12 protein-coding genes are annotated in these 12,978 nt (G+C 59.0%); 8 read left to right on the top strand and 4 right to left on the bottom strand.

The annotated features are described in order from the left end of the window. The first annotated feature begins 184 nt into the window (after window positions 1-184). From TK42_RS18370 to TK42_RS18360, 3 genes are read left to right on the top strand one after another with little or no spacing between them, the layout of a single operon-like run. Window positions 185-1,624: a cytochrome ubiquinol oxidase subunit I gene (locus TK42_RS18370; protein WP_005791629.1), complete on the top strand. Its 1,440-nt coding sequence runs from the start codon at window positions 185-187 to the stop codon at window positions 1,622-1,624. A 1-nt stretch (window position 1,625) separates the two neighbouring features. Then, window positions 1,626-2,633, top strand: a complete 1,008-nt coding sequence (cydB, locus tag TK42_RS18365; protein WP_005791627.1) for a cytochrome d ubiquinol oxidase subunit II — start codon at window positions 1,626-1,628, stop codon at window positions 2,631-2,633. A gap of 12 nt (window positions 2,634-2,645) precedes the next feature. Next, window positions 2,646-2,813, top strand: a complete 168-nt coding sequence (locus tag TK42_RS18360) for a DUF2474 domain-containing protein (RefSeq protein WP_078822377.1) — start codon at window positions 2,646-2,648, stop codon at window positions 2,811-2,813. A gap of 66 nt (window positions 2,814-2,879) precedes the next feature. Here TK42_RS18360 and TK42_RS18355 read toward each other — a convergent pair whose 3' ends face one another. Together TK42_RS18355 and TK42_RS18350 are read right to left on the bottom strand one after the other, a co-directional pair. Next, on the bottom strand, window positions 2,880-4,004 hold the full coding sequence (locus TK42_RS18355) for a class I SAM-dependent methyltransferase (protein WP_032879391.1): 1,125 nt from the start codon (window positions 4,002-4,004) through the stop codon (window positions 2,880-2,882). Window positions 4,005-4,148: 144 nt separating this feature from the next. Then, window positions 4,149-4,859, bottom strand: coding sequence for a LuxR family transcriptional regulator (locus TK42_RS18350; protein ID WP_103734823.1), 711 nt, complete (start codon window positions 4,857-4,859; stop codon window positions 4,149-4,151). A gap of 458 nt (window positions 4,860-5,317) precedes the next feature. Here TK42_RS18350 and TK42_RS18345 point away from each other — a divergent pair, with 458 nt between their 5' ends. Beyond that, window positions 5,318-6,094 carry a ferredoxin--NADP reductase gene (locus tag TK42_RS18345; protein WP_103734822.1) on the top strand — a complete coding sequence of 259 codons (777 nt, stop codon included), beginning with the start codon at window positions 5,318-5,320 and terminating at the stop codon, window positions 6,092-6,094. Window positions 6,095-6,134: 40 nt separating this feature from the next. On the opposite strand, the gene mscL is transcribed toward TK42_RS18345, so the two are convergent. Further along, the gene (gene mscL, locus TK42_RS18340; RefSeq protein WP_005791618.1) at window positions 6,135-6,554 is read right to left on the bottom strand and encodes a large-conductance mechanosensitive channel protein MscL; all 420 of its coding nucleotides are present in this window, start codon (window positions 6,552-6,554) and stop codon (window positions 6,135-6,137) included. A 287-nt stretch (window positions 6,555-6,841) separates the two neighbouring features. On the opposite strand from mscL, the gene katB reads away from it, so the two are divergent. From katB to radA, 3 genes are read left to right on the top strand one after another with little or no spacing between them, the layout of a single operon-like run. After that, the gene (gene katB, locus TK42_RS18335) at window positions 6,842-8,383 is read left to right on the top strand and encodes a catalase KatB (protein WP_005791616.1); all 1,542 of its coding nucleotides are present in this window, start codon (window positions 6,842-6,844) and stop codon (window positions 8,381-8,383) included. Between the two features lie 57 nt (window positions 8,384-8,440). Beyond that, window positions 8,441-8,980: an ankyrin repeat domain-containing protein gene (locus tag TK42_RS18330; protein WP_103734821.1), complete on the top strand. Its 540-nt coding sequence runs from the start codon at window positions 8,441-8,443 to the stop codon at window positions 8,978-8,980. Window positions 8,981-9,015: 35 nt separating this feature from the next. Then, entirely contained in the window at window positions 9,016-10,383 is a 1,368-nt protein-coding gene (gene radA, locus TK42_RS18325; protein ID WP_103734820.1) for a DNA repair protein RadA, read from the top strand. Here radA and TK42_RS18320 read toward each other — a convergent pair. Beyond that, window positions 10,372-10,737, bottom strand: coding sequence for a PilZ domain-containing protein (locus TK42_RS18320; protein ID WP_103734819.1), 366 nt, complete (start codon window positions 10,735-10,737; stop codon window positions 10,372-10,374). The two genes, radA and TK42_RS18320, sit on opposite strands and share 12 nt — an antisense overlap. Window positions 10,738-10,911: 174 nt before the next feature. Between TK42_RS18320 and TK42_RS18315 the strand changes: the two genes are divergently transcribed. After that, window positions 10,912-12,978 carry a carbon starvation CstA family protein gene (locus TK42_RS18315; protein WP_005791609.1) on the top strand — a complete coding sequence of 689 codons (2,067 nt, stop codon included), beginning with the start codon at window positions 10,912-10,914 and terminating at the stop codon, window positions 12,976-12,978.

Raw genomic sequence — 12,978 nt, 5'->3', positions numbered from 1 at the left:
CTTTCAACGATGCTTGATCCAGATCAAAACCTGCCCCGGAATTGCTCTGGCGGCCGCAAGGCCAGAATCCCCACGAGATGGGTAAAAAAAGAAACGAATTGAAATTCGCCACACTCCATATCCGTGGGGGCAGTGGGTGCAGGCTCCCAGCCAGCAGCCGGTATTACCTGACAGAGGAAGACTTATGTTCGGTTTGGAGGCGCTAGATCTCGCCCGAATTCAATTCGCGTTCACCATCTCGTTTCACATCCTGTTCCCGGCGATCACCATCGGCCTGGCCAGTTACCTTGCGGTGCTGGAGGGCTTGTGGCTCAAGACTCATAACGATACCTACCGTGACCTCTACCATTTCTGGTCGAAGATCTTTGCCGTCAACTTCGGCATGGGTGTGGTCTCCGGCTTGGTCATGGCCTATCAGTTCGGCACCAATTGGAGCCGTTTCTCCGACTTCGCCGGTGCTGTCACCGGGCCATTGCTGACGTACGAAGTGCTCACGGCCTTCTTCCTTGAGGCCGGTTTCCTCGGTGTGATGCTGTTCGGCTGGAACAAGGTGGGGCGCAAGCTGCACTTTTTCTCCACGGTGATGGTGGCGGTGGGGACGTTGATCTCCACGTTCTGGATTCTCGCCTCCAACAGCTGGATGCAAACGCCACAGGGCTTTGAAATCATTGATGGCCGGGTAATTCCCACTGATTGGCTGGCGGTGATCTTCAACCCTTCATTCCCCTATCGCCTGATGCACATGGCCACGGCTGCATTTGTTGCCACGGCATTCTTCGTCGGCTCGTCGGCAGCCTGGCATTTGCTGCGCGGCAAGGACAACCCGGCGATCCGCAAAATGCTCTCCATGGCGATGTGGATGGCGCTGATTGTCGCGCCCATCCAGGCGGTGATCGGTGACTTCCATGGCCTCAATACCCTCAAGCATCAACCGGCAAAAATCGCCGCGATTGAAGGCCACTGGGAAAACATCGGCAACGAGCCGACGCCGTTGATCCTGTTCGGCTGGCCGGACATGAAAGCCGAGAAGACCAAATACGCGGTCGAGATCCCGTACCTGGGCAGTCTGATCCTGACCCACTCCCTGGACAAGCAGGTGCCGGCCCTCAAGGAGTTCCCGCCTGAGGACCGCCCCAACTCGACCATCGTGTTCTGGTCGTTCCGGGTCATGGTTGGCTTGGGTTTCCTGATGATCTTCACCGGTCTGTTCAGCCTGTGGCTGCGCCGTGGCGACAAGATGTACACATCCAAGCCGTTCCTGTACCTGGCGCTGTGGATGGGCCCGTCGGGCTTGATTGCGATTCTTGCTGGTTGGTTCACCACTGAAATCGGCCGCCAGCCTTGGGTGGTCTACGGGCTGATGCGCACCGCAGATGCCTCGTCCGGGCATAGCCTGGCGCAGATGACCATTACCCTGGTGTTGTTCGTGGTGGTGTACTTCGCGCTGTTCGGTGCCGGTTTGGGTTACATGATGCGCCTGGTGCGCAAGGGCCCTGTGACTCACGACAGTACCGAACCGGCCCATGGTGGCCCAGGTCAGAAACGCACCCCGGCGCGTCCGTTGTCTGCCGCCGACGATGGCAGCGATAACGACCACGACCACATCCAGCACAAGGGGAATTGAGATGGGTATTGATCTTCCGCTGATCTGGGCCGTGATTATCATCTTCGGCATCATGATGTATGTGGTGATGGACGGCTTCGACCTGGGTATCGGCATCCTCTTTCCGTTTATCCCCGGCAAAGTCGACCGTGACGTGATGATGAACACCGTGGCCCCTGTATGGGACGGCAACGAAACCTGGCTGGTACTCGGCGGCGCGGCGTTGTTTGGCGCGTTCCCGCTGGCGTATTCGGTGGTGTTGTCGGCGTTGTATCTGCCGCTGATCCTGATGCTGATCGGGCTGATCTTCCGCGGCGTGGCCTTTGAGTTCCGTTTCAAGGCCAAGGACCACAAGCGTCACCTGTGGGACAAGGCGTTTATCGGTGGCTCGCTGGCAGCAACCTTCTTCCAGGGCGTGGCGTTGGGCGCCTTTATCGATGGCATCCCGGTGGTGGACCGCCAGTTTGCCGGTGGTTCACTGGACTGGCTCACACCGTTCACGATGTTCTGCGGCGTGGCGCTGATCGTGGCCTATGCCTTGCTCGGCTGCACCTGGCTGATCATGAAGACCGAGGGCAAGTTACAGGAGCAGATGCATAACCTGGCGCGGCCGTTGGCTTTCGTGGTGTTGGCGGTGATCGGTATCGTCAGTATCTGGACGCCGCTGACCCACCCGGAAATCGCTTCGCGCTGGTTCACCTTGCCGAACCTGTTCTGGTTCCTGCCGGTGCCGGTTCTGGTATTGGTCACGATGTACGGACTGTTCCGCGCCGTGGCCCGTCATGCGCACTACACGCCGTTCCTGCTGACGCTGGTGCTGATTTTCCTTGGCTACAGCGGCCTGGGCATCAGCCTGTGGCCCAATATCATCCCGCCGTCCGTGTCGATCTGGGACGCTGCGGCACCGCCGCAAAGCCAGGGCTTCATGCTGGTGGGCACGTTGTTCATCATCCCGTTCATCCTGGGTTATACCTTCTGGAGCTACTACGTGTTCCGCGGCAAGGTCACCCACGAAGACGGCTACCACTAGGAGGGTTGAAACATGTCCGGTAAACCTTCACTGCACGAGATTGAACAGGCCGAGAAGCAGCCATTGTGGCGGCGCCTGGGATGGCTGGCGGGGATCTGGGTGGGCAGCGTGCTGGCCCTGTTCGTGGTGGCCAGCCTGATGCGCATGTTCATGAATGCGGCGGGCCTGACCACGCACTGACATACCGAACCGGCCTGCCAGCGTGAGAGGCAAGCCCTGCTCTTCTATTGGAAGGGCAGGGCTTTTTTATTTGCGCGCTTTGAGGATGACGAACTTTGGTGTGGTCGCCACTTGTTCGACGCCACGGAACAATCGCGCCAACTTGCTGTGGTAGCCCAGGTGGCGATTACCCACGATATACAACGCGCCGCCCACTACCAGGGCTTCGCGTGCCTGCTGGAACATGCGCCAGGCGAGGAAGTCACCCACCACTTGTTGTTGATGAAACGGTGGGTTGCACAGCACCACGTCCAACGATTGCGCCTCCTGACCGGCCAGGCCGTCATCGGCACGTACAATAACGTCGCGATTGCCCAGAGCGGCTTGCCAGTTTTCAGCCGCCGATTGCACGGCCATATAGGACTCATCCACCAACGTGTACTGCGCGTCGGGGTTTTGCAGAGCGCTGGCAATCGCCAATACGCCATTGCCGCAGCCCAGGTCTGCCACGCGGGCGCTGCCAAGGTTTTTCGGCAGGTGCGGCAGGAAGGCGCGGGTGCCGATGTCCAGGCCCTCGCGGCAGAAAACGTTGGCGTGGTTGAGCAACTCGATCGCTGGCGCGTCCAGCCTGTAGCGGGTGGGATAGGGCGAGACGGCGACAGGACGATCTGCCACGGTGGCGATCAGCAATCGCGCCTTTTTGACCGCAAGCGTCGCGTGCATCGGCCCGATGTAACGCTCCAGCAGTTCACCGGCGGCGCGGGGCAAGTGCTTGACCATCGCCCCGGCGATCACCTCGGCGCCCGGCGCCAATTGCCCTTGCAGGCGGATCAACTGTTCTTCCAGCAGCGCCAGGGTTTTTGGCACACGGATCAGCACCCGATCGAAGGGCCCCACCGGCGCGGTACTGGCGGGTACGAATGGCACGGCATCAAACGCCTTGCCGTTGCGCACCAGGTTTTTCTCCAGGGCTTGGGCGGCGAGGAACGAGTCGCCGCTGGAGGTCACCAACATCTGGCCCGCAAGGCTGGCCGCGAGGGCACCGAAGCTGTCATTGAGTACCAGCACGCGGGTCAGCGCATTGGGTTGCTGTGCGCCAAGGTGGTTGAGCAGGTACTCGTCGGCGGCATCGAAGGCTTGCAGCGGATCATTGTGTTGCTCTGGCTGACGAATCAGATCGAGCTGGGCGAAGGGGCTGTCAAGCAGGGGCATGGGGGAAGAATGCTCTGGGTAATCGACGGAACCGTCTGAGTGAACGGCGACGCGACCCACTGAAGGGGGCGGCATCAACACTCAGAGTTGGCCGTAAATGTTACGTTTTTTTTTCCGCAATGACATGGGGTGTTTGATTGACGATTACAGCATTCCGGCTTTGGCGAGGCAGAGCACAGCCTGGATCTTACTGGTGACCTTCAATTTGCTGAGTACTCTGCCGACATGAAAACCCATCGTGCGCTCGGACAGGCACAGAATGCGAGCGATCTCCGCGGCAGTCTTGCCCATGGCGCACCATCTGAGAATCTCCGTTTCGCGGGCCGTTAACTTGAATGGCGCCTCGTCGATGGGCTCGCCGGTGTATTGAAGCGCGACGACCGCATGCATCGCATGGCAGAGCCACAATACTTGACCGGCTTTTTCGTAAAGCTCTTCAGGGCTGACCTCACCCTTGTCACGCACCAGGGTCAGCATACTGAATACACCCTTGAAATCATGCACCGCCTGGGACCAGCCCCTATGCACCCCAAATGACTCAGCCAAGTCCCACAGTTCAGGTGCGTTACCGAAGGCTTGCTTCTCCCAAAGGATGGGCAGTACAGAGTGCTTGCAGTGAACTACCGCCGGATCTTTGTCGAAGAAACCTGCTTGTTGATAGATTTTGTTCCATTCATTTGGGTAGTTGTTGCAGTTGAAAGGCTTTGCTTGGGTATTTTCGGATTGAGTACTCATTGTGAACGAGCAATATTTGAACCCCATTTCCTGAGTGCGGTTGATCACCATTTCATACACGGTGGTGATTTCGCTCTCGCCTTCCAGCTTGGGCAGCCGTGAATTGTGCCAATTGACCATCGGTAACTCTCCATGGGTTTCTTTGTGACTTGGGTACTTCCTGATCCCCAATCCAACACGAAAACAAGTGTAGGACACGTCGTACAAGCTAGTCTGAAAAAAAATTCATCAAGTGTTTGGTCTTCGGGTTTCAGATATGTACAAGCGTTATTGGTTTGTATGAAAAAACCGATGGGACATTTTTTTTGCACTGGTTTTAATGACTTGCAGGTGATATCAAAATGACGTCTTCGGACGGCGTAGTTTCATCTTGTGGCGCATTCCGGTTGGGTTAATAGCCAAATGATTAGTATGAGTGTGCGGCGCGTTGTTTGCTGCGGATTGCGGGTGAACCGCTGGCTCACTTGCGTCACTGACAGGCGGTGCGCGATGGGTAAATGCAATGCCAGTACAAATCAACGGTGTTTGCGTCATCTGCTTTGAGAGACACTAGCGGCCTGTGCAAAACGGAGCCTCCCATGACGGCCAGTGCTGAGAAATTTACCCGCCAGACCTTGCTCGACGTGCAATCGCTGACCCCCAGCCTCTTCACCCTGCGCACCACTCGCGACCCAGGCTTTCGCTTTACCGCCGGCCAGTTCGTGCGCCTGGGTGTGACCAAGGTCGATGGCAGCACCGTGTGGCGTGCCTATTCTGTGGTGTCATCGCCTTTTGATGAGCATCTCGACTTTTTTTCCATCGTTGTCCCTGGCGGGGAGTTCACCAGCGAACTCAGCCGGCTGCGGGTTGGCGACACCTTGTTGGTAGAGCGCCAGGCCACCGGCTTCCTGACCCTTAATCGCTTTGTCGACGGGCGCGACCTGTGGCTGCTGGGCACCGGCACAGGGGTTGCGCCGTTCCTGTCGATCCTGCAGGACTTTGAGGTCTGGGAAAAATTCGAACGCATCATTCTGGTGTACAGCGCGCGGGAAGCGAAAGAGCTGGCTTACCAGGCGCTGATCAAGGAACTGGGGGAGCGCGAGTACTTGGCCGAGTACGCGCATAAACTCACCTACATCCCCATCGTCACTCGCGAGCAATATCCGGGTGCGCTCAACGGGCGCATTACCACGCTGATAGAAAATGGCGAACTGGAGCGTGCGGCCGGCCTTGAGTTAACGCCGGAACACTCCCGCGTATTGATTTGCGGTAATCCGCAGATGGTCGATGACACCCGCCAGCTACTCAAGCAACGGGACATGCAACTGAGCCTGAGTCGACGCCCTGGTCAGGTTGCAGTAGAAAATTACTGGTAGAAAAAAGGCGCCTCACGAGGCGCCTTTTTGCAACCGCTGATTAAAGCGGTTTGTTGTTATTTTGAGCCTTGAGCAGATCGCGGATCTCGCCCAGCAGCACTTCTTCCTTGGTCGGCGTCGGTGGCAAGCTAGGGGCTACGGCCTCTTCTCGCTTCAGGCGGTTGATGGCCTTCACACCCATGAAGATCGCAAAAGCAACGATCACGAAGTCGATGATGCTCTGGATGAACTTGCCATAAGCCAGCACCACCGCCGGTACGTCACCCTGCGCGGCCTTGAGCGTTATCGCCAGGTCGGCAAAGTCCACACCCCCGATCAGCAGACCGATAGGCGGCATAATCACGTCGCCTACAAACGAGGAAACAATTTTGCCGAAGGCGGCGCCGATGATGATACCGACGGCCATGTCGACCACATTACCTTTGACCGCGAAGGCCTTGAACTCACTGATCACGCCCATAGGTTATTCCTTGTTACAGTTGAGAAGGGTGGAGGTCAGTGTAATTCAGTCGTACAAGGCTTGCTCGACACAACTGTTAACACTGTCGATTTTTATCGACACATTAAAACGCAAATAGTTTGCAAAGTGCCACCAGTCGCGCGCGAATTAACCGTCATTTCAGCCAGTTACCAGATTATTTTATTAATCGGGCCTGTGGCGTTTTTCTATTTATCTTCTGACTCGCAGGTCTCTAGCCTCTGACAAGCACAACAGAATGTGCGCTAAAAAAACCAGAGGAAACCTCGATGAACACTCCAATCCGCCGCAGGCCCGTGTCCGCGCGTCACGCGTTGGCACTGGTGACCGCCAGCCTGCTGTCCCTCTCCGTGCAAGCCGCCAACCTGACCCGCGATAACGGGGCCAACGTCGGTGATAACCAGAACTCGCAAACGGCCGGAGCGAACGGCCCGGTATTGTTGCAGGACGTTCAGCTGATCCAGAAGTTGCAGCGCTTTGACCGCGAACGCATCCCCGAGCGTGTGGTACATGCCCGCGGTACCGGCGCCCATGGCACCTTCACGGTGACCGACAACCTCAGCGACCTGACCAAGGCCAAGGTGTTCGCCGCCGGTGAAACCACGCCAGTGTTCGTACGCTTTTCGGCGGTCGTCCACGGTAACCATTCCCCTGAAACCCTGCGTGACCCACGGGGCTTTGCCACCAAGTTCTACACCGCCGAAGGTAACTGGGACCTGGTTGGCAATAACTTCCCGACCTTCTTTATCCGCGATGCCATCAAGTTCCCGGATATGGTCCATGCCTTCAAACCCGACCCACGCACCAACCTGGATGACGACTCGCGCCGTTTCGACTTCTTCTCCCATGTTCCCGAAGCCACGCGTACGTTGACCGAGTTGTACTCGGACTCCGGTACCCCGGCCAGTTACCGCGAGATGGACGGTAATGGCGTACATGCCTACAAGTTGATCAACGCCAAGGGCGAAGTGCACTACGTCAAGTTCCACTGGAAGAGCCTGCAAGGCATCAAGAACCTGGATCCCAAGCAAGTCACCGAAGTACAGGGTCGTGACTACAGTCATATGACCAACGATTTGGTCACCCATATCAACAAAGGCGACTTCCCCAAGTGGGACTTGTATGTGCAAGTGCTCAAGCCCGAGGACTTGGCCAAGTTTGATTTCGACCCCCTGGATGCCACCAAGATCTGGCCGGATGTACCGGAGCGTAAAGTCGGGCAGATGGTGCTCAATCGCAACCCGGCCAATGTCTTCCAGGAAACCGAGCAAGTCGCGATGGCGCCTGCCAACCTGGTGCCGGGCATCGAGCCGTCGGAAGACCGTCTGCTGCAAGGCCGGGTGTTCTCCTATGCCGATACGCAAATGTACCGCTTGGGTGCGAACGCCCTGCAACTGCCGATCAACGCTCCACGGGTCACCGTCAATAACGGTAACCAGGACGGTGCGATGAACTTCGGCAAAACCACCACCGGCGTGAACTACCAGCCAAGCCGGCTGTTGCCACGCGAAGAGCCGCAAACCGCGCGCTACAGCCAGTCGCCGCTGTCGGGCAGCACCCAGCAGGCGAAGATCCAGCGCGAGCAGAACTTCAAACAGGCCGGTGACCTGTACCGCTCCTACACCAAGAAAGAGCGTCAGGACTTGATCGACAATTTCGGCGGCTCGCTGGCCACCACCGATGACGAGAGCAAGCACATCATTCTGTCGTTCCTTTACAAGGCTGATCCGGAATACGGCACCGGCGTGACCAAGGTGGCCAAAGGTGATCTGGCTCGCGTGAAGGCGCTGGCGGAAAAACTGACTGACTGATTCGTTGGTTGCGGTCGGCGCCTCTACGGGCGTCGACCTTTGGCAGGAGAAGCCCCTATGCGTATCTCTATCGGTTTACTGATGGCCATGCTGGCCTTTGTCGCCCATGCGGAGTCTCCCGACCCAGTGGCGCTCAAGGCCCAGTTGCAGGATTACTACTTCGACGCCGCTCGCCGTGGCGACCTCGACATGCTCAACACCTTTATCGACTCCGGCTACAGCCTCAACACCCAGGATGACAAAGGCTACACGGCACTGATTCTCGCCGCTTATCACGGCCAGGGCTCGTACGTGGAGCGTCTGCTCGACGCGGGTGCCAACGCCTGCGTACAGGACAACCGCGGCAACACGGCGCTGATGGGCGCGATCTTCAAGGGTGAGCTGAAAATCGCCCAGCGCCTGCTGGCCACCGACTGCAACCCGGACCAACGCAATGGCGCGGGACAGACTGCCGCCATGTACGCCGGGCTGTTCAAACGCGTCGAGTTGCTGGGTGAACTGCAAGCCAAAGGCGCAGACCTGAACGCCGAGGACCCCGTCGGTAACAGTGCTTCACGTTTGGCCAGTGGCGAAATCCGGACCCCGGCGTCGCGCTGAGCTATCATCGCGGTTTTTCGGTTGGAGGTTCTCACATGGCAAAGGCCAAGCGCATGTACGGCTGCACGGAGTGCGGCGCGACCTTTCCCAAATGGGCGGGCCAGTGCTCCGAATGCGGTGCGTGGAACACCCTGACTGAAACCATGATCGAAAGCGGTGGTGCCGCAGCCCCTACCGGCCGCGCCGGCTGGACCGGGCAACAGGCACAGATCAAGACCCTGGCCGAGGTCAGCGTCGAAGAGATCCCGCGTTTCTCCACCGCGTCCGGCGAACTGGACCGCGTACTTGGCGGTGGCCTGGTCGATGGTTCGGTGGTGCTGATCGGCGGTGACCCGGGCATCGGCAAGTCGACCATCCTCTTGCAAACCCTGTGCAGCATCGCCAGCCGTATGCCGGCGCTGTACGTCACCGGCGAAGAATCCCAACAGCAAGTGGCCATGCGCGCCCGCCGTTTGGGCCTGCCCCAGGACCAGCTGCGGGTCATGACCGAAACCTGCATCGAAAGCATCATCGCTACGGCGCGGATCGAAAAGCCCAAGGTCATGGTGATCGACTCGATCCAGACGATTTTCACCGAGCAACTGCAATCGGCGCCGGGCGGCGTGTCCCAGGTGCGCGAAAGTGCGGCGCTGTTGGTGCGCTACGCCAAGCAGAGCGGCACGGCGATCTTCCTGGTCGGCCACGTGACCAAGGAAGGCGCGCTGGCCGGGCCACGGGTGTTGGAGCACATGGTGGATACCGTGCTGTATTTCGAAGGTGAGTCCGATGGCCGCCTGCGTTTGCTGCGGGCGGTAAAAAACCGCTTTGGCGCCGTGAACGAGCTGGGTGTGTTCGCCATGACTGACCGTGGGCTGAAAGAAGTCTCCAACCCCTCGGCGATTTTTCTCACTCGCGCCCAGGAAGAGGTCCCGGGCAGTGTGGTGATGGCGACGTGGGAGGGTACCCGGCCCATGCTGGTGGAAGTCCAGGCGCTGGTGGATGACAGCCATTTGGCCAACCCGCGGCGGGTCACGCTTGGCCTGGACCAGAACCGTCTGGCGATGTTGCTGGCGGTATTGCACCGTCACGGCGGCATTCCGACCCATGACCAGGATGTTTTCCTTAACGTAGTGGGCGGCGTCAAGGTGCTGGAGACCGCCTCCGACCTGGCGCTGATGGCGGCGGTGATGTCCAGCCTGCGCAATCGGCCGCTGCCCCATGATCTGCTGGTGTTTGGTGAGGTCGGCCTGTCGGGTGAAGTCCGCCCGGTGCCCAGTGGGCAGGAGCGGTTGAAGGAGGCGGCCAAGCATGGGTTCAAGCGGGCGATCGTGCCCAAGGGCAATGCGCCGAAGGAAATGCCGACAGGTTTGCAGGTGATTGGGGTGACGCGCTTGGAGCAGGCGTTGGATGCCCTATTCGAGTAGCGCGGCGAATTCCCGCTCCAGCTCTGCCTGATCACCCAGGTTCAACTCGATTATCCGCCGCAGGTGGCTGATCGAGTCGAGGTCGATGTGCTCGCACACAAACCCGAGCTGCCCATGATCGTCATGGGTCAACCTCACCTGCATCTTCACGTCGGTCTCGGCGTCTAGATGGATGTCCACGTCGAACGATTCGTAGCGATGACCCAGCCAGCCCTGAGGTCGTTGCACCAGCAATCCCTTGAGCGACAAATCCACCAATTGCACCGGCCAGACATGGCCATCTTGCATGAGTTCGGTCTTGGCATCGAAGGCAATGCGTCGGAAACGGCGTCGCTCTGAAGGCTGTTCGCTCATGGTGAAACCCTCTGTGGATAAAAGAATTGTAGCCGTGAGCCATCATGGAGCGATTTTTTTTGCCTTTTTCGCCCCGGCAAGGCTCTAGACCAACGTAGGGGGCTGGTCTTTGAGGCCAACAGCGCTAAACTCGGGCTGGCTGTCCTTTCTGTCCACCCTGGCTGGAATACAAAAATGAAAAATAATAATAGCCTGCTACGCCACCTACCCTGGCTGGTGCTGGCAATCGTAGGAGCGTGCGCCCTGGGCGTAGTGGCCTTGCGCCGCGGCGAGGCGATCAACGCCTTGTGGATTGTGGTCGCTGCTGTGGCCATCTATCTGGTTGCGTACCGTTACTACAGTCTGTTCATCGCCAATAACGTGATGCAACTCGACCCTCGGCGGGCCACCCCCGCAGTGGTCAATAACGACGGTCTGGACTACGTGCCGACCAACAAACATATCCTTTTCGGTCACCACTTTGCGGCGATTGCCGGTGCAGGCCCGTTGGTCGGTCCGGTGCTGGCGGCGCAGATGGGCTACCTGCCCGGCACCCTGTGGCTGATTGCCGGTGTGGTGCTGGCGGGTGCGGTGCAGGACTTCATGATCCTGTTCCTGTCCACCCGTCGCAACGGGCGTTCCCTGGGGGATATGGTTCGCGAAGAGATGGGCCGCATTCCCGGGACCATCGCCCTGTTTGGCTGCTTCCTGATCATGATCATCATCCTCGCGGTGCTGGCACTGATCGTGGTCAAGGCCCTGGCCGAGAGCCCGTGGGGCATCTTTACGGTGATGGCGACCATCCCGATTGCGATGTTCATGGGCATCTACATGCGCTACATCCGCCCGGGCCGCATTGGTGAAATTTCGATCATCGGCGTGCTGTTGCTGCTGGGTTCGATCTGGCTGGGCGGGCAGATTGCCGCTGACCCGGTCTGGGCCAAAGCCTTCACCTTCACCGGGATCCAGATCACCTGGATGCTGATCGGCTACGGCTTCGTTGCCGCTGTTCTGCCGGTATGGCTGATCCTGGCGCCGCGTGACTACCTGTCGACGTTCCTGAAAATCGGCACCATCATCGCTCTGGCGATCGGCATCCTGGTCACCATGCCTGACCTGAAAATGCCGGCACTGACCCAGTTCATCGACGGCACTGGCCCGGTGTGGAAGGGCGGCCTGTTCCCGTTCCTGTTCATCACCATTGCCTGTGGCGCGGTCTCGGGCTTCCACGCGCTGATCTCTTCGGGCACCACGCCCAAGTTGCTCGCCAGTGAAAGCCACGCCCGTTACATCGGATACGGCGGCATGTTGATGGAGTCGTTCGTGGCCATCATGGCGATGGTTGCCGCTTCGGTGATCGAGCCTGGCGTGTACTTCGCCATGAACAGCCCGGCGGCGATTGTCGGTACTGACGTGGTCACCGTGGCGCAAACCGTCAGCAGCTGGGGTTTTGCAATTACCCCTGAAGCGCTGTCGGCCGTTGCCCACGATATCGGTGAAACCACCATCCTGGCGCGTGCCGGCGGTGCGCCGACGCTGGCAGTCGGTATCGCACAGATCCTGCACAGTGTGCTGCCAGGTGAAAACACCATGGCGTTCTGGTACCACTTTGCAATCCTGTTCGAAGCGCTGTTCATCCTCACGGCGGTCGATGCCGGTACCCGTGCCGGTCGCTTCATGCTGCAGGACCTGCTGGGTTCGTTCGTGCCTGCGCTCAAACGCACCGAGTCCTGGACCGCCAACCTGATTGCTACCGCAGGCTGCGTGGCGATGTGGGGTTACTTGCTGTACCAGGGCGTAATCGACCCGCTGGGTGGTATCAACACCTTGTGGCCGCTGTTCGGTATCTCCAACCAGATGCTGGCGGGTATCGCGCTGATGCTGGCGACCGTTGTGCTGATCAAAATGAAGCGCCAGCGCTACATCTGGGTGACCATGTTGCCGGCCGTCTGGCTGCTGATCTGCACCACCACCGCAGGCTTCATCAAGCTGTTCGACGCCAACCCGGCGATCGGCTTCCTGTCGCTGGCCAAGAAATACAGCGATGCCCTGGCCAACGGTCAGATCCTCGCCCCGGCCAAGAGCATCGACCAGATGCAGCACGTGATCTGGAACGCCTACACCAACGCAACGCTGACGGCGCTGTTCCTGTTCGTGGTATTCAGCATCCTGTTCTATGCGCTCAAAGTCGGCGTAGCCGCCTGGGGCAACAAAGAGCGTACGGATAAAGAAGCGCCATTCCAGGCCGTACCGGACGCATAA

Source organism: Pseudomonas sp. GZJR-8 (assembly GCF_002916705.1).
Lineage (GTDB): Bacteria > Pseudomonadota > Gammaproteobacteria > Pseudomonadales > Pseudomonadaceae > Aquipseudomonas > Aquipseudomonas synxantha_A.
This window is presented reverse-complemented; position numbering and strand designations above follow the sequence as displayed.

Excerpts from the sequence above, each read along its gene's own strand:
- radA (WP_103734820.1), top strand. The coding sequence starts at position 9,016 with ATGGCAAAGGCCAAGCGCATGTACGGCTGCACGGAGTGCGGCGCGACC.
- katB (WP_005791616.1), top strand. The coding sequence starts at position 6,842 with ATGAACACTCCAATCCGCCGCAGGCCCGTGTCCGCGCGTCACGCGTTG.
- TK42_RS18350 (WP_103734823.1), bottom strand. The coding sequence starts at position 4,859 with ATGGTCAATTGGCACAATTCACGGCTGCCCAAGCTGGAAGGCGAGAGC.
- TK42_RS18320 (WP_103734819.1), bottom strand. The coding sequence starts at position 10,737 with ATGAGCGAACAGCCTTCAGAGCGACGCCGTTTCCGACGCATTGCCTTC.
- cydB (WP_005791627.1), top strand. The coding sequence starts at position 1,626 with ATGGGTATTGATCTTCCGCTGATCTGGGCCGTGATTATCATCTTCGGC.
- TK42_RS18315 (WP_005791609.1), top strand. The coding sequence starts at position 10,912 with ATGAAAAATAATAATAGCCTGCTACGCCACCTACCCTGGCTGGTGCTG.
- TK42_RS18355 (WP_032879391.1), bottom strand. The coding sequence starts at position 4,004 with ATGCCCCTGCTTGACAGCCCCTTCGCCCAGCTCGATCTGATTCGTCAG.
- TK42_RS18345 (WP_103734822.1), top strand. The coding sequence starts at position 5,318 with ATGACGGCCAGTGCTGAGAAATTTACCCGCCAGACCTTGCTCGACGTG.
- TK42_RS18360 (WP_078822377.1), top strand. The coding sequence starts at position 2,646 with ATGTCCGGTAAACCTTCACTGCACGAGATTGAACAGGCCGAGAAGCAG.
- mscL (WP_005791618.1), bottom strand. The coding sequence starts at position 6,554 with ATGGGCGTGATCAGTGAGTTCAAGGCCTTCGCGGTCAAAGGTAATGTG.
- TK42_RS18330 (WP_103734821.1), top strand. The coding sequence starts at position 8,441 with ATGCGTATCTCTATCGGTTTACTGATGGCCATGCTGGCCTTTGTCGCC.
- TK42_RS18370 (WP_005791629.1), top strand. The coding sequence starts at position 185 with ATGTTCGGTTTGGAGGCGCTAGATCTCGCCCGAATTCAATTCGCGTTC.